The sequence below is a fragment of the Yoonia litorea genome (assembly GCF_900114675.1).
Taxonomy (GTDB): Bacteria; Pseudomonadota; Alphaproteobacteria; order Rhodobacterales; family Rhodobacteraceae; genus Yoonia; species Yoonia litorea.
Genome location: NZ_FOZM01000001.1, coordinates 1,643,645 through 1,661,696, shown reverse-complemented (window position 1 = coordinate 1,661,696; position 18,052 = coordinate 1,643,645). Strand labels below are relative to the sequence as shown.

Sequence of the window (18,052 nt, the reverse complement as noted above, 5' to 3'; positions counted from 1 at the left end):
TCGGCGCGGTTAAGCACGCAAGGTCAGAAAATGCAACGACGCCAATGGACCCAACGTCATCCTTGATCGGAATCGGCGCTTTTGCACATGTTTCGCCCATCACTCAGGGAGGAATTGAGGATGAAGAAATTTATTGCAGCCGTCGCTGTTGCTGTGTTCGGGACAGCCGCCGCCGCGCAGGATGCGGCCATTGGCACATGGCAGACGCAGGTGGATGATGGGGCCTATGCACATATCGAGATGGCCCAGTGCGGCGCAGCCGTATGTGGTGTGATTGCCCGCACATTCAACGCTGACGGAGAATATCAGTCAGAGAACATCGGCAAGACGCTGGTGATCGACATGATGCCTGCCGGTGATGGCAGCTACGAAGGCTCCGTCTGGCGTCCGTCAAACGACAAGATTTACATTGGCAAGATGCAGGTTGCAGGCAACCAGTTGCGTCTACGCGGGTGCATTGCCGGTGGCTTGCTGTGCTCCAGCCAGGATTGGGTGCGCGTCCAGTAAGACCGGCTCTATGAAAGGTCCGAGGCCCTCGCTTTGCGGGGGCCTTTTTGCATCTTGAGCGGATTGACTTTGCCGCTACGGTTCGGCCTGCTGGGTTCAAACTGATCGGAGGCCATCATGACTGCATTCAAGGAAGAACTGAAATCCCGCCTCGTGCGCTATTGCGAGATTGACAGCCAATCCGACATGGACCGACCGGGCGCACCTTCCACAGAATGCCAGCACGTCATTCTTGACCTCGTCGTCGAGGAGTTGACCGAGATGGGGGCCGCCGATGTTGTCAAAACGGACTACGGCACAGTGATCGCGACGATTCCGGGAACGACTGAAGGACCGACGATCGGCTTCCTTGCGCATGTCGATACCGCACCGCAATTCAATGCGACAGGCGTCAAGCCAAGAGTGATCGAAGGCTATAACGGAGGTGCGATCAGCTATCCCGATGATCCTGAACTGACACTGACACCAGAGGATAATCCGTATCTCCTCGAAAAGATCGGTGATGACATTGTAACGGCTTCAGGCCTTACGCTGCTTGGTGCTGATGATAAGGCCGGGATGGCGATCGTGATGACCGCGGCACGCCATCTTTTGGAAAACCCTGACATCAAGCGCCCGACAATCCGTGTCGCCTTTACGCCGGATGAGGAGATCGGGCGCGGTGTGGATGATCGTCTGCCAAGGGATCTTGGCGTTGATTTTGCCTATACTTTCGACGGGGAAGATCTGGGGGAACTAGTCTACGAGACGTTCTCCGCCGACTTTGCTGTTGTCACGGTGAAAGGTGTTTCGATCCACCCCGGTTGGGCGAAGGACAAACTGGTCAATGCCATCCATTTGGCGGCCAAGATCGTCGATACGTTGCCGCATGTCACCATGACACCTGAAACAACGGATGGATATCAAGGGTTCATCCATGTTGTTGATTGCAAAGGAACAGCTGACGAAATGGTTGTCCGTTTCATCTTGCGTGATTTCGAAATGGATGGGCTAGAGGCGAAAGGTGCGCTGATGCGCCAGGTTTGCGAAACGATTGCCGCTACCGAACCGCGCGCCAAGATCACGTGTGAAATTTCACCGCAGTATCGCAACATGCGTTACTGGCTTGAAGACAACATGATGCCGGTCGATCTGGCGCGTGCCGCGTTTGACGATCTTGGGATCACGCCCAAATCCGTCCCGATCCGTGGCGGCACAGATGGATCGCGGCTGACCGAGTTGGGCGTGCCATGCCCGAACCTGTTTACAGGGATGCAGAACATCCATGGCCCGCTGGAGTGGGTTTCCGTTCAGGACATGGAGAAGGCGACCGAGCTTTGCTTGAAGATTGCCGAGCGCGCAGCGAAGTCAGCGTAATCCGGTTTCTTCGAGCAGGCCAAGCCGTTTGGCCTCGTAATAATAGCCGCGCGCGTACCACATGACGGCCGCCTCTTCGTCTCCGCCGGAAACCAGCCACGCGCCGCGCAGGTATTTGCCCGCGTAGATCAGGTTTGTTTCTGCATCGAGCAGACCTTCTGGGGTGCCCCGATAGCCCATGCCGCGTGCTGTATTGGGGTGGATCTGCATCAGTCCCATGTAGGGTCCGTTTCGGGCTGCTGGGTTATGTGTGCTTTCACGGATGATCACACGATGCAGCAGCGTGACGGGTATACCATGAACGGCGGCATAGCGGTTGATCAGCGCCCGAAGCGCCGGCGTTTCGTTTGGGTAGAGCGGAATATCTGTGATCCTGCGGCTGCTGGCAGCCGTTGTTTCGTCGCGTCCACCGCAAGCCGCGAGGCTCGCGACGATGGCAAATGCGAAGGTGCGGCGATTGAGGTTCATTTTGACTGCCCGGTGTTGCAGCACCGGTCGTGCGGTGCAGTTTGCTTTTGGCAATCATGTCCTGAGAGGATGAAAGTAAACAAGTGCATTCCCGGATCACGCCCAGAGAAGCACGAAGCCTGAGTATTGCAGTCTCGGTGCGGCGATAATTTCATGCCAAAACAGGCATTTACTGCTAAGGCGCCCATAGCAGAAAATTGCCGATCATCTTCAGTCCGGCATCCTGGGATTTTTCGGGGTGGAACTGCATCCCGATCATGTTGTCGCGGCCAATGATTGCGGTGACATCGCCACCATAATCCACATGGGCAAGACGCTCGTCAGGATTGGAGACCTGCATAGCATAGGAATGCACGAAGTAGGCGTGGTCACCTGTCGTGATCCCGTCCAGCACCGGATGGGGCGCGTCGATTATTAGATCGTTCCAGCCCATGTGGGGCACCTTGAGGCTCTCGTCAGATGGGGTGATCTTACGGATATCACCGGCAACCCAGCCAAAGCCCGGGGTTTCCTGATATTCGTGACCGGTCGTCGCCATCATCTGCATCCCGACACAGATGCCCATAAAGGGCACAGCGCGCTTTATGACAGCGTCCTCAATCGCATCGGCCAACCCTGACCGCGCAAAAAGCTCGCTCCGGCAATGGGGGAAGGCCCCGTCACCTGGCAGGACGATCCGGTCAGCCTTCGCCACGACCTCTGGATCGGATGTCACGATGATCGACCCCGCGCCAACATCTGCTGCCATGCGTTCAAAGGCCTTTTGGGCCGAATGCAGGTTGCCGCTGTCGTAATCGACGAGTGCCGTTGTCATAGGCTGCCCTTGGTCGAAGGGATGGCATCGGCCTTGCGCGGATCGGTTTCGACCGCCTCTCGCAGGGCGCGGGCAACGGCCTTGAAAGCGGCCTCGGCTATATGGTGGGCGTTGAAGCCGTGTAGTTTGTCGATGTGCAACGTGATGCCGCCATGGGTCGAGAGCGCCTGAAAGAACTCGCGCACCAGCTCGGTATCAAACGTCCCGATCTTGCCGAAGGGCAGATCAAGGTTGCAGATCAGATAGGGACGGCCAGAGAGGTCCAGCGCACAGCGCACCTGTGCGTCATCCATTGCCAGATGGCAGGACCCGTAGCGGTAGATGCCTTTTTTGTCACCCAGCGCCTCTGTCAGCGCCTGTCCCAGCGCGATGCCCACGTCTTCGACCGTGTGGTGATCGTCAATGTGCAGGTCACCGTCGGCGCGGACCGTCATGTCGATCAAGGCATGACGCGACAGCTGATCCAACATGTGGTCAAAGAAACCGACGCCGGTCTGGTTGTCGTAGGTGCCGGTGCCATCAAGGTCGATAGTGACGGAGATATCGGTCTCGGCTGTCTTGCGAGTGATCGTTGCCTTGCGCATGAGGTGCTGCCTTCGGTGGTTCGTATCGCTCTATAGGCCGAAATCAGGGCAGGGGCCAAGCCCGACAAAATCTGCTGTGACTTTTCAGCAAAATTTAAGGGTTCGGCCTTTAGTTGGGCGTGTTGCCATTTTTATCAGGAGAACCCGATGAAAGCCCTCATTTTGCGACAGGACCCGGAAGCGGCCTGTGCTGTATCACGTGCTCTGATGGACAAAGGGTTTCAGATCCTTTGTGTCGAAAAACTTGACGTGGCGCATGCCTTGATCAGGGTTGATACGATAGATTTGCTCGTTATGGACGAACGCATCGACGGGCAGCTTACACATTCAATCGCCCTTTCTGGCGAACGTAAGGCCCCCTTTATCAGCACGATTCTCTTCACAGACAGAGACCGGGATGAAACCGATGATCTTTATCTGCTGATCCCATCGCTTTACGCGTTGGTCGGCTCAACAGTGGACGCATACGTAGTGGGACGACTGGCCTTGGCCGCGGTTTCAAATACCGAAGATGTCATGGCGCGGGTGACTCGCCAGCAAGCGATCGACGATTATGATCAGTCTTTGCCACCACTTGTCTTGCACGACGCAGAACCACGATATGCGGCATCCGTATCCGATGATGAGGACAGCCCTGCCGATCTCGCGATTGCTTTGCCTGAAATGGCAGAGATCAGGCGTGAAGAATTGGGCGCACCACCTGAAAGGCTGGATGAGGTCATCATGGCCGAAGTTGCAGCGATCCTGCGTGCAGATGGCTTTGCGCCCCAACCAAGATCAATGCCGAGGTTGGCGCGACCCGAGGAAGTGCTGGAAGTCGTCGGCGGTGCTGTCTGAGCTGGCCGTCGACGCGTGAAGAACGATCATCTGAACGACGAAAGGCCGCGACGGGTGTCGCGGCCTTTCGTCGAATTGGAGCGGGCGATGAGATTCGAACTCACGACCCTAACCTTGGCAAGGTTATGCTCTACCCCTGAGCTACGCCCGCGCTGCAATTCGTGAAGCGTGATCTATAAAGTCTGATCCTGCGTTGCAAGACCAAAATCGCAGTGCTGCGCAGATTTTCTTGCAGAGAGATTACGGATGATCGGCCACCGCATAGCCGCCAAAGACCTGCCTGCCCGTGAGCCCCACATCCTCACTGTGTATGACGACGCCGTCACCTGAAAGGAGGGCGAGCCCGTAGGCACCCGGTTCATTCGAAGAGAGGTGTGAATTGGGATCATCGAAGGCAAGCAAGCCTTGATGGCAGGGGCTTTTGAACATGCTCCAGGGCACGCCGCGCGTGCTACCGGACATGGTGCGGTGAATGTGACCGCAGATAAGATGCAGCTTTCCGTAGCTTGCCAAGAGGTCAAGAAATGCGGACCCCTCTGCCAACCTGATGCTATCCATGCCAGTGATACCTGTCGCAAAGGGCGGGTGATGCACACAAACGATTGCGTATTTGTCCCCACGGGTGGCCAAAGCCGTTTCCAGAAACTCCAAACGGGTGGGACAAAGTCTGCCTGCGTGGTGCCCGTCCCGATAGGGCGGGCCGTCAAGCGAATCGAGGGTGATCAGACGGGTTTGCCCGAAGTCCCGGACCTGTTGCACGAACCCATCGGCAAGCGGTGTCTCGGGGAACAGCTCGATAAAAGCCTGACGGCGATCGTGATTGCCCATCATGGGAATGATGGGGATGGGGACACCCGCAAGTACCGACTGCAATCGTGCATACTCCGCCGGTGCACCGTGATGCGTGAGATCACCCAGCAGCACCAGCGCCTCTGCATCCGCATGCGCCGTGATCGCCGCCTCCAAGATCGCTTTAAGGCGTTCTGCAGGATCAAGCCCGATGATGGTCTCGCCGTCGATGGTGATATGCGGATCACTGACGAACAACAGTTTTTGCACGCGTTACTCCCGAAATGTGATCAGGTCCCAACGGTTGCCGAAGGGATCACGGAAAACAGCGACGCGCCCGTAAGGTTCGTCGCGCGGTGCTTCCTCAAAGACAACGCCATTTGCGACCATTGCGCGATGGTCGCGGTCAAAATCGTCAGTCTCCAGAAAAAGCCAAACGCGACCGCCGCCCTGCGCACCGATGGCAGCTTGTTGCTGCGCACCGACAGCCTTGGCCAGCAGAAACGCGGTCTGTGCGCCTCTCGGGGCCACACGCACCCAGCGTTTGCCATTTCCCAAATCCGTGTCTTCCAAAAGGTCAAAGCCCATCTGGCCAACAAAGAACGCGATACCTGCCTCATAGTCAGGGACCAAGACAGCGATGAGAGCGAGATGGCGTTGCAAATGAGTTCCTGCGTCAGGGTGGTGCTACTAGGTCATTGATAGCCGCAATCCCGTGATGCACCCAACAGTCAAAACGAAAATCGCGGCCACCGTTGGGGCAGCCGCAATAGAAGGCGTTTCGACGAAGCGGGTATTTATTCCAGCTCGACCAGCAAATCCTTGGCATCGATCTGACCACCGGCCTGCACGTGCACAGCTTTGACCACCGCGTCACGCTCGGCATGGATGCCGGTTTCCATTTTCATGGCTTCAATCGTCAGCAGCAGATCGCCAGCCTTCACCTCTTTGCCAGCCTGCGCGGCGACTGTTGCGACAACACCTGGCATCGGCGCGCCGATATGGTTCGGATTGCCCTGTTCGGCTTTCGGCCGGCTGATCTTGTCAGCGGCAGCAAGACGGTTCAGCACCCGGATTGTCCGCGGTTGACCGTTGAGTTCGAAGAACACTTTCACCTCGCCGTCTTCGTTCATGTCGGCCACAGCTTGCAGTCGGATTTCAAGGATTTTGCCGGGATCGATTTCGGCAGAAATCTCCTCGCCCGGTTCCATTCCGTAAAAGAACGTGCGGGTTGGCAGCGTCCGCACAGGCCCGTAAGTCCGATGGCGACCCATATAGTCGAGGAAGACCTTGGGATACATCAGGTAGCCGTTGAGGTCTTCGTCATCGACCGCTTTGCCTTCAAGCTGGGACGAAAGATCGGCGCGCACGGCTTCCAGATCGACCGGTTTAAGGTGCTTGCCAGGCCGGTCGGTAATCGGCTTGTCGCCCTTCAGAACCTTCTTCTGGATCGCTTTCGGCCAGCCACCAGGTGGTTGGCCCAGATCGCCATGCATCATTTCGACCACGCTGTCGGGGAAGACCACATCGACGGCAGGGTCCTCGACCTGCGCGCGGGTCAGACCCTGTGAGACCATCATCAATGCCATGTCACCCACAACTTTGGAGGATGGCGTGACCTTCACGATGTCACCAAACATCTGGTTCACATCGGCATAGGTCTGTGCGACCTCGTGCCAGCGCTCCTCCAGCCCCAGACTACGCGCCTGTGCTTTGAGATTGGTGAACTGCCCACCTGGCATTTCGTGCAGATAGACCTCCGAGGCAGGGGCCTGAAGGCCAGATTCAAATGCAGCGTAATGCGCGCGGACCTGTTCGAAGTAATTGCTGATCTCACGGATCGCGGCCACATCCAGCCCTGTGTCACGCTCTGTGCCTTTCAGCGCCTCCACAATCGAGCCAAGTGTTGGCTGCGATGTGTTGCCTGACAATGCGTCCATTGCGCCATCCACACAGTCGACACCGGCGGCAGACGCCGCGAGTATCGTGGCGATGGACGCACCAGAGGTGTCATGCGTGTGGAAGTGGATCGGGAGCGACACCTCTTCTTTAAGGGCGGTGACCAATGCTGTCGCCGCAGCGGGTTTCAAAAGACCCGCCATGTCTTTCAGGCCCAGGACATGTGCACCTGCGGCCTCAAGCTCCTTGGCCATGCCGACATAGTATTTCAGATCATACTTGGACCGCGCAGGGTCCATCAGATCGCCGGTGTAGCAGATCGTACCTTCGCAGACCTTGTTGGCCGCAATGACGGCATCCATCGCGACGCGCATATTCTCAACCCAGTTGAGGCTGTCGAACACGCGGAACACATCAACGCCGGATTTCGCGGCCTGTGCCACGAAGGCTTGCACCACGTTGTCAGGATAGTTGGTGTAACCCACGCCGTTTGACGCACGCAGCAGCATCTGGGTCATGATGTTCGGCATGACCGCGCGAATATCGCGCAGGCGCTGCCAAGGGCATTCCTGCAAGAAACGATATGCCACATCGAATGTCGCCCCGCCCCAGCATTCGACGCTGAAGAGGCCATTCATTTTGGTCGCATAAGCCGGTGCCGCGCCGATCATGTCGATGGAGCGCATCCGTGTTGCAAGAAGCGACTGATGCCCGTCGCGCATCGTGGTGTCGGTGATCAGAAGCTGTTTCTGGTCCTTCATCCAGTCGGCAACGGCCTCTGGTCCGAAGTCGTCCAGAATGTTGCGGGTGCCGGGGGTGACGTCTGTTGTCGGCTTCACCGGTGGTTTGGGAGGCTTGACGTCCGCCGCAGGGCGCGGACGTCCAGCGGTTTCGGGGTGCCCGTTGACGGTAATATCCGCGATATAGGTCAGGATTTTCGTTGCACGGTCGCGGCGCTTGGAGAATTTGAAAAGGTCCGGCGTCTCGTCAATGAACTTGGTGTGATACTCGTTGTTCAGGAAGGTCGGATGCTTCAGCAGGTTTTCCACAAAGGCGATATTGGTCGACACACCGCGGATGCGGAACTCACGCAAGGCGCGGTCCATGCGGGCGATGGCCATTTCGGGTGTAGGCGCGCGGGCCGTCACCTTTGTAAGCAGCGAGTCGTAGTAGCGCGTGATGACCGCGCCTGAATAAGCCGTGCCACCATCGAGACGAATACCCGGGCCTGTGGCCGAGCGGTACATCTGGATGCGGCCATAGTCCGGGATGAAGTTGTTCTGCGGGTCTTCGGTGGTCACGCGGCATTGCAGGGCGTGGCCGTCCAGTTTGACGTCATACTGAGATGCACAGCCCGTCGCCTCAACCAGCGATTTGCCTTCGGCAATCATGATCTGGGCGCGCACGATGTCGATGCCGGTGACTTCTTCGGTGACGGTGTGTTCCACCTGAACGCGCGGGTTTACTTCGATGAAATAGAATTCGCCCGAATCCATATCCATCAGGAATTCGACCGTGCCCGCGCATTCATAATTCACATGGGCGCAGATTTTCTTGCCGAGGTTACAGAGTTGTTCTCGCTGCGTGCCACTCAGATAGGGGGCAGGTGCGCGCTCGACGACCTTTTGGTTGCGGCGCTGGACCGAACAATCGCGTTCCCAAAGATGATAGATTTGCCCGTGACGATCGCCGAGGATCTGCACTTCGACGTGACGGGCGCGCATGATCATCTTTTCCAGATAGCCCTCACCATTACCAAAAGCGGCCTCAGCCTCCCTGCGGCCTTCGAGGACTTTTTCCTCAAGTTCATCTTCGGACATGATCGGACGCATACCGCGTCCGCCACCGCCCCATGAGGCTTTGAGCATGAGCGGGTAGCCGATTTCAGCCGCTTCTTTTTTGATTGCGGCCATGTCATCGCCCAGCACTTCGGTCGCTGGGATAACAGGAACGCCGGCCTCAATCGCCACACGGCGGGCACTGGCCTTGTCACCAAGGGCACGCATGGTTTCAGCCTTGGGGCCGATAAAGGTGATCCCGTTGGCGGCACAGGCATCCACGAAATCGGGATTCTCGGACAGAAGGCCATAGCCGGGGTGGACCGCATCGGCTCCTGACATCTTGGCCACGCGGATGATCTCGTCAATCGAGAGGTACGCTGCAACCGGCCCCATACCTTCACCGATGCGGTAGGCTTCGTCCGCCTTGAAACGGTGCAGACCGAGTTTGTCTTCCTCGGCAAAGACTGCCACGGTCTTTTTTCCCATTTCGTTGGCAGCCCGCATGATGCGGATGGCGATTTCGCCGCGGTTGGCAATCAGGATTTTTTTGAAGTCGGTCATGGCGGCCTCTTTTTGCAGTTGCAGCATTCCTATGCGGTTTGAAACGCCACGTAAACTGTCTCGGATCGTCACAGGCATTTTTGGGTGGAACGGAGCCGCCCGCTGCGCCGTTGGGCTCTGAACGAAGACAGGAGACAATGATGAAACGATTTGTCGGAAAGCGGATTCTGATCACAGGCGGCACGAGTGGAATCGGCCTTGCGACGGCAGAGCGTATCGTCGCAGAGGGCGGCGAGGTTGCAGTGACCGGCGTCACGCAAGATCACCTGGACGACGCGGGGCGGCGTTTGCCATCGGGAAGTCTTGTTTTGCGCAACGACGCCTCAGATCCTGACACTGCAAAACAGTTAGCTAACAAGATCAAGGATCAGATGGGCGAGATTGACGGTGCATATCTCAATGCCGGGTTCGGACAGAATATGGCGGTTGAGGATGTCGATGCCGAAGGTTTTGATGCCATGATGAACGTTAATGTTCGCGGCGCGGCTTTGCAGATGGCCGCGCTCAAACCGTTGATCAAGGACGGTGGTGCAGTGCTTTTGACAGCATCCGTGGCTCCTTATCTGGGTGGTCCCAAGGGCGCGATTTATGCCGCGACCAAGGCATCCTGCGCCGCAATGGCCCGCAGTTGGGCGCGGGCGCTCGCTGATCGGAACATTCGCGTCAACTCTGTCGCGCCCGGTCCGATTGAGACGAATTTCTTTGACGCCTTCGGGTCGGATGATGGTGATGCCGATGAGTTGCGTGAACAGATATCCAGCAACGTGCCATTGGGCCGGATGGGCAAAGCGGAAGAAGTTGCGGCAGTGACATGTTTTCTTTTGTCGGACGAGGCCGCGTTCGTCACCGGCTCAGAGTATATGGTCGATGGCGGGATGACGTTGCGCTAGTGCCGCAGGCAGCCGGGCAGGTCGGAGAGTTTTCTGGCGCCGATCTGTCCCATGTTGCTGAACATGTCCTGCCGCAGGATATCAAGGACATGTGCCGCGCCTTCCTCGCCCAAGGCAGCTAGCCCATAGTGGAAGGCGCGGCCGAGCATGACGAAGTCGGCACCAAGGGCGATCGCGCGCAACACATCCAGACCGCCCTCGATCCCGCTGTCGAAGATGACAGGCAGCGAAGTGGCTGCACGCACTTGTGGCAGTACCTCAATGCTGGCGGGACCACCGTCGAACTGACGGCCGGCGTGGTTGCTGACCCAGATGGCATCAGCCCCTTCGGTCTGCAGGCGTGTCGCATCTTTCGCGTTGCTGACGCCCTTGACGATCAAGGGCCCGTCCCAGACATCGCGCAGAGATTTGAAATAATCCCAGTCGGGTGACGTCCGCAGAAGGTAGCCCACATGCTGGTTCGAGGGCAGGGTGGTTTTCACCTCAGAATAGCTTTCCATCAGGCGCAGGCGCGGCATGCCCGTCTTGCGGATGCCCATGAGCCATGCGGGGCACTGGGCCGCCTGCACTGCCAGACGCGGCGTCAGGCGGGGCGGTTGGGTCAGCCCGCCACGGGTCTGCCGCTCGCGACGCGAGGCGACAGGAACGTCGACGGTGAGCACAATGGTCGTAAAGCCGGAGTCTTTGGCCCGTGTCAGAATGTCGTCACGGATCGCGGGGTCGCGCGGTGGATAAAGCTGGAACCACGCGTGGTCACCGGCATGCGGGCCGACATCTTCCGGCAATTGCGCGGCGACCGTCGAGAGAGTGTAGGGGATACCTTCCTTCGCGGCGGTGCGCGCCAGCATCTGCTCGGCCCCCGGCCAGATCAGGCCGGACATGCCGACAGGGGCGATGCCGACGGGCAGGGGGTGTTTGTGCCCCAGCAGTGTGGTTGACAGATCGGGGTCGAACTCGCCATGCAGGATCGAGGGGTTCAGCAGCACCTTGTCCAGCTCGGTCCGGTTGCGGCGCTGGGTGGCCTCAACCCCAGTGGCGCTGTCGAGGTATTCCCAGACGAAATGCGGGATCCGGCGGCGTGCGCGCGCTTTGAGATCGGAGATGGCGGGGTAGCGGGCATGCAGTGTCATGGGCGGAAAGCTATGGCGAAATCCGCGCGGTTTGCAACGTCCGGAAGGCCTCCGGCGGGGATATTTGTGGGCCAATAATGGCTGGAACGGAAAGAGAACAAGCCTTTTCACATGTGGCGAATGGGGCTATGTGAAAGAAATGAGCAGTTTTTCCGAAGATGATGCGTTTGAGGCGGCGGCGGTGCCGCTGAGCCAGCGGGCGATGGGGCGGCCGGCGGCGCCCTATCTTGATGGTCTGAACCCCGCGCAGCGCGAGGCGGTGGAGACCTTGCAGGGTCCCGTTCTGATGCTGGCGGGCGCGGGGACCGGCAAAACCAAAGCTTTGACCACACGGATTGCGCATCTTCTGATCACGGGCACCGCGCGCCCGCATGAGATTTTGGCCGTGACATTTACCAACAAAGCCGCGCGCGAGATGAAATCGCGTATCGGGGGCATGTTGGGTGAGGCTGTTGAGGGGATGCCTTGGCTGGGTACCTTTCATGCTGTCTGTGTCAAGCAGTTGCGTCGTCATGCTGAACTGGTTGGTCTCAAATCGAATTTCACCATTCTGGATACCGACGACCAGATCCGCCTGATGAAGCAATTGATCGAGGCGGCGGGCATCGACCACAAACGCTGGCCCGCGCGGATGCTCTCAGGCATTATCGACGGTTGGAAGAACAAGGCTTGGACGCCAGAGAAGGTGCCTGTCGCGGAAAGCAGCGCGTTCGATCACAAGGGTATCGATCTTTATGCCGCCTACCAGCGTCGCCTGCTGGACCTCAATGCAGTGGATTTCGGCGACATCCTGCTCCATATGGTCACGATCTTTCAGAAGCATCCGGATGTGCTAGAGCAATACCAGCGCTGGTTCCGCTACATTCTGGTGGACGAGTATCAGGACACCAATGTCGCCCAGTATATGTGGCTGCGCCTGCTCGCCCAGTCGCACAAGAACATCTGTTGTGTGGGCGATGATGACCAGTCGATCTATGGCTGGCGCGGGGCAGAGGTGGGAAACATCCTGCGCTTTGAAAAAGATTTTCCGGGCGCGCATGTGGTGCGGCTGGAGGAGAACTACCGCTCGACGGGCCATATCCTTGCCGCTGCGTCCGGTGTGATTTCCGCCAATAAGGGGCGGCTGGGCAAGACGCTCTTCACCTCCGGCGAGGATGGCGAGAAGGTTCGCCTGATCGGCCATTGGGATGGCGAGGAAGAGGCCCGCTGGATCGGGGAAGAGATCGAAGCGGCGCAGCGCGGCACCCGTGGCATGGCGCCCATCGGCCTTGATGATATGGCGATCCTTGTCCGCGCATCTCACCAGATGCGCGCCTTTGAGGACCGTTTTCTGACCATCGGCCTGCCTTACCGTGTCATCGGCGGCCCTCGCTTTTACGAACGCATGGAGATCAGGGACGCGATGGCCTACTTCCGCCTCGCGGTCTCGCCAGAGGATGATCTGGCATTCGAGCGGATCGTGAATACCCCCAAGCGTGGGCTGGGTGACAAGGCAGTGCAAACGATTCAGCGCACGGCCCGCAGCAACGGCGTGTCATTGGTTGAAGGTGCGCGGTTGGTTGTGCAGGGCAAGCTGCTTGGTGGCAAGGGTTTGATGGAACTGGGCGTTCTGGTTGCCTCGATCGACCGTTGGAACGCGCAGGTCCGCGATGAGGCCGACACCCATGTCGAACTCGCCGAGATGATCCTTGATGAGAGCGGCTACACGACCTTCTGGCAGAACGACAAAACGCCTGAGGCGCCGGGGCGGCTGGAGAACCTGAAGGAACTGGTCAAGGCGCTGGAGAATTTCGAGAACCTGCAGGGGTTCCTCGAACACGTCAGTCTGATCATGGACAATGAGACAGACGATGGCGGCGAGAAGGTCAGTATCATGACGCTGCACGCCGCCAAGGGTCTGGAGTTTCCCGCCGTATTCCTGCCGGGATGGGAGGACGGCTTGTTCCCCTCGCAACGGTCGATGGATGAAAGCGGGCTCAAGGGCCTCGAAGAGGAACGCAGGCTCGCCTACGTCGGTATCACGCGGGCCGAAGAGGTGTGCACGATTTCTTTTGCCGCCAACCGCCGTGTCTATGGTCAGTGGCAAAGCCAGATGCCGTCGCGCTTTATCGACGAACTGCCAGAGGATCATGTGGAGGTGCTGACGCCGCCCGGTCTTTACGGGGGGGGATATGGTGCAGCAGGCATGTCGGCGAGCGCCTCTCCCATGATGCAGGGGATGGCGCGATCGACCCTGCATGAAGAGGCCAGCCGCGCCGATGTCTACAACTCGCCTGGCTGGAAGCGCCTGCAATCCCGCAGCCAACAGCGCGGCATGACCGCCCCGTCAGAGGCGCGGAACATGACGATTGATCTGGATGCCACCAGCGCCTTTACCGAAGGGGAGCGCGTGTTCCATCGGAAATTCGGCTATGGCGAGATCATGGGGATCGAAGGTGACAAGCTGGTCATCGAATTTGACAAGGCGGGTGCCAAGCATGTTGTCGCCAAATTTGTCGTCAGTGCCGATCAGGCGGATGATGTGCCGTTCTAGCCGCTAGTCGTCCACAGAACGGATGATCTTTGCCGGATTGCCTGCAGCGATCATGCGGTCTGGCACATCTCTGGTCACGACCGACCCGGCGCCAACGACAGCCCCCGCGCCAATCGTCACGCCGGGCATGATGATCGCCCCTGCACCAATCCAAGCATATGCGCCAATCGTGATTGGCTTGGCGATATTGTGCACGATGAAAGGAGGCATCCCCTCAGGATTAGTGTCGGTGAAACGATCTGCGGGCCGGACGGGATGGGTTGCCGTAACAAGCTGGACGTTTGGCCCGATTGCGGCGCGTTCTCCGATTGTAATCGGGGCGCTGTCCAAGAAGGTTGCGCCGTTGTTGACAAAGACCCATGCCCCCAAATGAATGTTGCAACCGAACTCAACAGTGAATGGCGGCTTGATGATGCACGGTCCATCCACAGTCCCGAAAAGTGCTCGCATCGCTGCGAGTTGCGCGGGCCTATCATCAGGTGAAACCGCGTTCAGGGCGTCCAGACGTGCCTGTGCTTTCGCCTGCATCTCCAGAAGCGTTGGATCAGCTCCGTTGTAAAGCTCACCCGCGATCATCTTTTCAAATGGCGTTTTCATGCAGCTAATCTGTGCGGGATTGGTTGATGGAGCAAGGACCTAACTGATCAACATCGGATAAAGCGAAACGACCAGCAACACGGCCATGGAGACGTTGAACACGCGCAGCCTCTGTGCTGTGCCAAGCCAGCGCCGTACTTGCACCCCCATCCAGGCCCAGACAGTAACGGACGGCAAGTTGACGGCTGCAAAGATCACCGCGACCATCAATGATCCGATGACGATGCCCCTGTCTTGTGGTGCATAAGCGCTGATTGCCGTAATCGCCATGAACCAGGCCTTTGGGTTGACCCACTGGAAGGCAGCGGCCTGCAGAAATGTGAATGGCTTCCCCGTCACCTCTTTTGCCTCCGGTGGCACAGCGTTGGCGATTTTCCACGCAAGCCACAACATATAGGCCGCGCTGAGGATTTTGAGCAGGGTGTTCAACACCGGATAAGCCTCGAAAACTTGCAAGAGCACGATGCCCACCATTGCCACCATAAAGGCATGGCCTATTGAGATACCCAGCATATGCGGCACGGTCCGGCGCAAACCATAATTGGCGCCCGATGCCATCAGCATCAGGTTGTTGGGGCCCGGTGTGACCGAACTGGCGAACGCGAAGCCAATTAAGGCAATGAGAATTTCATATGTCATGGCGCAACATTAATTGGCATATTGCGCAATGAAATTGCCAAGTTGTGCCATTTTGGTGTAATTGATCAATTAATGGCTGGTATTGATCAAATAAACGAAAAAATATTGCGTGAATTGCAACGCGATGGGCGGATGACCAACCTGCAATTGGCCGAAGCTGTCGGCCTGTCGCCGTCCGCCTGTCTGCGCCGCGTTCAGGAACTAGAGCGGAACGGCACGATCAGGGGCTATCGCGCAAAGCTGGATCCTGTGCGCACTGGTCGGTCCTATGTTGTCTATGTCGCGGTCGGGCTGTCTGAGCATACGAAAGCAGCTCAATCGGGCTTTGAGCAAGCAATGCAACGTGCGGCAGAAGTCACGGAATGCCACAATGTCGCTGGTGCATTTGAATATATGCTGCGCGTCGAAGTCGCCGATCTGCCAGCCTACAAGGCCTTTCATACCGACACACTCGGCACCGTGCCGCATGTGCGATCGATCACAAGCTATATGGTGATGGGAAGCCCTAAGGATACCCGCGCATAAAAAAACGGCCATGCCCGGGAGGAGGTGGGCATGACCGTTTCTTATTTATAAGCGCGCCACCTTAAGGGAGGAGGCAGTAGCACACTTCTTCACAAAGCATCGCGGGAGGAGGTGCGATAACCTTGCGGTCTTCTCGAAACGCGCCAGGGAGGAGGGAGGCGGTCCCGAATTCCATGTCGGTGGCGACACTCTGGGAGGAGGTGAGTGTCGCCACCGTTTTGAACTGACCCACGGCGTCAGGGAGGAGGAGAGCCGTAGGTTCATTCTCAAGACTGCCTCAGGGGGAGGAGGTGGCAGTCTCGAATTGGTAGGTGCGGTGTTTTCCGCTCTTGTGACAGTTATGTAGGATAATGCTGCACTTGCACAATAACGCGTTTGTCAATGCTGCTATGCAGCAAATGCATAAGAGGCGTTGACCTAGTGTCATGTGTTTGCTTGTTTTTTACGCAAGTTGCACGCTAGGCACTTGCGTCGGTGGATCATCATGCCAGATGTGGCATGAACCCGATAAAACAGTTGACCCAAGGGGCGCCGAATGACAGCCACACGCGACGATGTGCTTGCCGCACTCTCCCGATTGACACTCCCTGGCGGGGAGAATCTCGTATCGAAAGACATGATCCGTGCGCTTTCCGTAGAAAACGGCGCGATCAGATTCGTGATCGAAGCGGAAACCCCGGAAGCAGCGTCGCGGATGGATGCTGTCCGCCGCGCGGCTGAAGATATCGTGCGCCGCCTGCCAGGGGTGGAAACAGCTTCTGTGGTGCTTACGGCCCACGGTGCGCCAGCGAAACCGAAAGATCCGCCAGCGCTCAAGGTTGGTCGCCACCCGACACCACAATCCGGCCCTGCAAAAGTGTCCGGTGTGGATCGGATACTGGCAATCGGGTCCGGCAAGGGGGGTGTTGGTAAATCCACAGTATCCTCGAACCTGGCCGTAGCTTTGGCGAAGGCAGGGCGCAAGGTGGGATTGCTTGACGCTGATATCTACGGACCTTCACAGCCACGCATGATGGGGGTGAACAAGCGTCCCGGCTCCCCCGACGGCAAGACGATTATCCCGCTTCATGCGCATGGCGTCACGATGATGTCGCTCGGGCTGATGATGGAAGAAGGCAAAGCGGTCGTCTGGCGCGGCCCGATGCTGATGGGGGCGCTGCAACAGATGCTGGGGCAGGTCCAATGGGGCAAGCTGGATGTGCTTATCGTTGATCTGCCGCCTGGTACCGGTGATGTGCAGTTGACCTTGTGCCAGAAAGCGGAGGTCACAGGTGCAATCGTTGTCAGCACACCGCAGGATGTGGCGCTTCTTGATGCGCGTAAGGCGATTGACATGTTCAACTCTGTCCGCACGCCAATCCTTGGCATGATCGAAAATATGTCGAGCTTTCAATGTCCGACTTGTGGCAGTGAACATCATATTTTCGGCCATGGTGGCGTCGCAACCGAGGCTGAGAGGCTGGGTGTTCCACTGCTCGGTGCGCTGCCGATTGACCTGGAAACTCGGCTTGCGGGCGATGCGGGCACACCGATTGCGGCTGGTGACGGGCCAATGGCGCGAGCATATGGACAGCTTGCGCAGCGTCTGATTGATGGCGGCATGGCGTAATGCTGATCCGACCGGCCGGGGCGTATGATTCTGACGTTATTTGGCCGTTGTTGCGTGATGTGTTCCGACGCGGCGATACATATGCCGTGGATCCGGCGATCAGTAGGCAGGACGCGCTCGCTTATTGGGTTGATCGGCCAGACGCCACTTTCGTGGCAGAGCACCAAGAGCGTGTCCTTGGAACGTATTATCTTTGCCCAAACCAGTCGGGCGGCGGGGCGCATGTCTGTAACTGCGGTTACATCGTTGATCCTTCGGCGCGCGGGCAGGGCGTTGCCCGCGCGATGTGCGAACATAGTCAGGAGATCGCACGAGAAATCGGATATCGCGCGATGCAATTCAATTTTGTGCTCGAAAGTAACGAGGGTGCAATCCGACTGTGGACCCGGCTCGGATTCCAGATCATCGGCACGATCCCTGAGGCTTTTGATCATCCGTCGCTCGGCTATGTGGCTGCGCACATCATGCACAAGTCACTGATCTGACACATCGCGACTCGTTTCGGGAAAGTCTGGAATCGACGGAGCATGGCG

Annotated in this window: 17 protein-coding genes and 1 tRNA gene; 8 read left to right on the top strand and 10 right to left on the bottom strand. The window is 58.0% G+C overall.

Annotation, left to right across the window (positions count from 1 at the left end; translation table 11 throughout):
- Positions 1 to 120: 120 nt before the first annotated feature.
- Positions 121 to 507 (top strand): DUF2147 domain-containing protein, encoded by a 387-nt coding sequence (locus tag BM316_RS08525; RefSeq protein WP_090206453.1) that lies wholly within the window; start codon positions 121 to 123, stop codon positions 505 to 507.
- Between the two features lie 117 nt (positions 508 to 624).
- Positions 625 to 1,863, top strand: a complete 1,239-nt coding sequence (pepT, locus tag BM316_RS08520) for a peptidase T (protein WP_375342232.1) — start codon at positions 625 to 627, stop codon at positions 1,861 to 1,863.
- Here the strand turns inward: pepT and BM316_RS08515 are convergent.
- The 3 genes from BM316_RS08515 to hisB all read right to left on the bottom strand — a co-directional run bounded on the left by BM316_RS08515 (position 1,855) and on the right by hisB (position 3,729).
- Positions 1,855 to 2,331 (bottom strand): lytic transglycosylase domain-containing protein, encoded by a 477-nt coding sequence (locus tag BM316_RS08515; RefSeq protein ID WP_090207774.1) that lies wholly within the window; start codon positions 2,329 to 2,331, stop codon positions 1,855 to 1,857. The two genes, pepT and BM316_RS08515, sit on opposite strands and share 9 nt — an antisense overlap.
- 175 nt (positions 2,332 to 2,506) lie before the next feature.
- Positions 2,507 to 3,145, bottom strand: a complete 639-nt coding sequence (hisH, locus tag BM316_RS08510) for an imidazole glycerol phosphate synthase subunit HisH (RefSeq protein ID WP_090206447.1) — start codon at positions 3,143 to 3,145, stop codon at positions 2,507 to 2,509.
- Positions 3,142 to 3,729 carry an imidazoleglycerol-phosphate dehydratase HisB gene (hisB, locus tag BM316_RS08505; protein ID WP_090206444.1) on the bottom strand — a complete coding sequence of 196 codons (588 nt, stop codon included), beginning with the start codon at positions 3,727 to 3,729 and terminating at the stop codon, positions 3,142 to 3,144. The genes hisH and hisB overlap by 4 nt, the downstream gene beginning before the upstream one ends.
- 147 nt (positions 3,730 to 3,876) lie before the next feature.
- On the opposite strand from hisB, the gene BM316_RS08500 reads away from it, so the two are divergent.
- Complete coding sequence (locus BM316_RS08500; RefSeq protein ID WP_090206441.1) at positions 3,877 to 4,566, top strand: hypothetical protein; 690 nt, start codon at positions 3,877 to 3,879, stop codon at positions 4,564 to 4,566.
- Positions 4,567 to 4,642: 76 nt separating this feature from the next.
- Here BM316_RS08500 and BM316_RS08495 read toward each other — a convergent pair.
- The 4 genes from BM316_RS08495 to BM316_RS08480 form a co-directional block, all read right to left on the bottom strand.
- Positions 4,643 to 4,717 (bottom strand) — tRNA-Gly (locus tag BM316_RS08495).
- Positions 4,718 to 4,806: 89 nt separating this feature from the next.
- Complete coding sequence (locus BM316_RS08490; protein ID WP_090206438.1) at positions 4,807 to 5,625, bottom strand: phosphodiesterase; 819 nt, start codon at positions 5,623 to 5,625, stop codon at positions 4,807 to 4,809.
- A gap of 3 nt (positions 5,626 to 5,628) precedes the next feature.
- Positions 5,629 to 6,018: a VOC family protein gene (locus BM316_RS08485; RefSeq protein ID WP_090206435.1), complete on the bottom strand. Its 390-nt coding sequence runs from the start codon at positions 6,016 to 6,018 to the stop codon at positions 5,629 to 5,631.
- Positions 6,019 to 6,152: 134 nt separating this feature from the next.
- Positions 6,153 to 9,596: a pyruvate carboxylase gene (locus tag BM316_RS08480; protein ID WP_090207771.1), complete on the bottom strand. Its 3,444-nt coding sequence runs from the start codon at positions 9,594 to 9,596 to the stop codon at positions 6,153 to 6,155.
- A 140-nt stretch (positions 9,597 to 9,736) separates the two neighbouring features.
- On the opposite strand from BM316_RS08480, the gene BM316_RS08475 reads away from it, so the two are divergent.
- On the top strand, positions 9,737 to 10,486 hold the full coding sequence (locus tag BM316_RS08475; RefSeq protein ID WP_090207768.1) for an SDR family oxidoreductase: 750 nt from the start codon (positions 9,737 to 9,739) through the stop codon (positions 10,484 to 10,486).
- On the opposite strand, the gene BM316_RS08470 is transcribed toward BM316_RS08475, so the two are convergent.
- On the bottom strand, positions 10,483 to 11,616 hold the full coding sequence (locus tag BM316_RS08470; protein WP_090206432.1) for an alpha-hydroxy acid oxidase: 1,134 nt from the start codon (positions 11,614 to 11,616) through the stop codon (positions 10,483 to 10,485). The genes BM316_RS08475 and BM316_RS08470 overlap by 4 nt on opposite strands.
- Before the next feature lie 139 nt (positions 11,617 to 11,755).
- Here BM316_RS08470 and BM316_RS08465 point away from each other — a divergent pair, with 139 nt between their 5' ends.
- A complete protein-coding gene (locus tag BM316_RS08465) occupies positions 11,756 to 14,149 on the top strand; it encodes an ATP-dependent helicase (RefSeq protein ID WP_090206429.1) in 2,394 nt (797 codons plus the stop codon).
- 3 nt (positions 14,150 to 14,152) lie between these two features.
- Here BM316_RS08465 and BM316_RS08460 read toward each other — a convergent pair whose 3' ends face one another.
- Positions 14,153 to 14,746 carry a sugar O-acetyltransferase gene (locus tag BM316_RS08460; protein ID WP_090206426.1) on the bottom strand — a complete coding sequence of 198 codons (594 nt, stop codon included), beginning with the start codon at positions 14,744 to 14,746 and terminating at the stop codon, positions 14,153 to 14,155.
- Between the two features lie 39 nt (positions 14,747 to 14,785).
- A complete protein-coding gene (locus BM316_RS08455) occupies positions 14,786 to 15,385 on the bottom strand; it encodes a LysE family translocator (protein ID WP_090206423.1) in 600 nt (199 codons plus the stop codon).
- A 72-nt stretch (positions 15,386 to 15,457) separates the two neighbouring features.
- Here BM316_RS08455 and BM316_RS08450 point away from each other — a divergent pair, with 72 nt between their 5' ends.
- The 3 genes from BM316_RS08450 (at position 15,458) to BM316_RS08440 (ending at position 18,004) form a co-directional block, all read left to right on the top strand.
- Positions 15,458 to 15,910 carry an Lrp/AsnC family transcriptional regulator gene (locus tag BM316_RS08450; protein ID WP_090206420.1) on the top strand — a complete coding sequence of 151 codons (453 nt, stop codon included), beginning with the start codon at positions 15,458 to 15,460 and terminating at the stop codon, positions 15,908 to 15,910.
- Positions 15,911 to 16,445: 535 nt separating this feature from the next.
- Positions 16,446 to 17,519: an Mrp/NBP35 family ATP-binding protein gene (locus BM316_RS08445; RefSeq protein WP_090206417.1), complete on the top strand. Its 1,074-nt coding sequence runs from the start codon at positions 16,446 to 16,448 to the stop codon at positions 17,517 to 17,519.
- Entirely contained in the window at positions 17,519 to 18,004 is a 486-nt protein-coding gene (locus tag BM316_RS08440; protein WP_090206414.1) for a GNAT family N-acetyltransferase, read from the top strand. Before BM316_RS08445 ends, BM316_RS08440 begins: the two co-directional genes overlap by 1 nt.
- Positions 18,005 to 18,052: the final 48 nt, after the last annotated feature.

Coding starts and splice junctions, on each gene's coding strand:
- BM316_RS08455 (WP_090206423.1), bottom strand. CDS start 15,385: ATGACATATGAAATTCTCATTGCCTTAATTGGCTTCGCGTTCGCCAGT.
- BM316_RS08480 (WP_090207771.1), bottom strand. CDS start 9,596: ATGACCGACTTCAAAAAAATCCTGATTGCCAACCGCGGCGAAATCGCC.
- BM316_RS08525 (WP_090206453.1), top strand. CDS start 121: ATGAAGAAATTTATTGCAGCCGTCGCTGTTGCTGTGTTCGGGACAGCC.
- BM316_RS08515 (WP_090207774.1), bottom strand. CDS start 2,331: ATGAACCTCAATCGCCGCACCTTCGCATTTGCCATCGTCGCGAGCCTC.
- BM316_RS08445 (WP_090206417.1), top strand. CDS start 16,446: ATGACAGCCACACGCGACGATGTGCTTGCCGCACTCTCCCGATTGACA.
- pepT (WP_375342232.1), top strand. CDS start 625: ATGACTGCATTCAAGGAAGAACTGAAATCCCGCCTCGTGCGCTATTGC.
- BM316_RS08450 (WP_090206420.1), top strand. CDS start 15,458: ATGGCTGGTATTGATCAAATAAACGAAAAAATATTGCGTGAATTGCAA.
- BM316_RS08465 (WP_090206429.1), top strand. CDS start 11,756: ATGAGCAGTTTTTCCGAAGATGATGCGTTTGAGGCGGCGGCGGTGCCG.
- BM316_RS08460 (WP_090206426.1), bottom strand. CDS start 14,746: ATGAAAACGCCATTTGAAAAGATGATCGCGGGTGAGCTTTACAACGGA.
- hisB (WP_090206444.1), bottom strand. CDS start 3,729: ATGCGCAAGGCAACGATCACTCGCAAGACAGCCGAGACCGATATCTCC.
- BM316_RS08440 (WP_090206414.1), top strand. CDS start 17,519: ATGCTGATCCGACCGGCCGGGGCGTATGATTCTGACGTTATTTGGCCG.
- BM316_RS08475 (WP_090207768.1), top strand. CDS start 9,737: ATGAAACGATTTGTCGGAAAGCGGATTCTGATCACAGGCGGCACGAGT.
- BM316_RS08500 (WP_090206441.1), top strand. CDS start 3,877: ATGAAAGCCCTCATTTTGCGACAGGACCCGGAAGCGGCCTGTGCTGTA.
- hisH (WP_090206447.1), bottom strand. CDS start 3,145: ATGACAACGGCACTCGTCGATTACGACAGCGGCAACCTGCATTCGGCC.
- BM316_RS08470 (WP_090206432.1), bottom strand. CDS start 11,616: ATGACACTGCATGCCCGCTACCCCGCCATCTCCGATCTCAAAGCGCGC.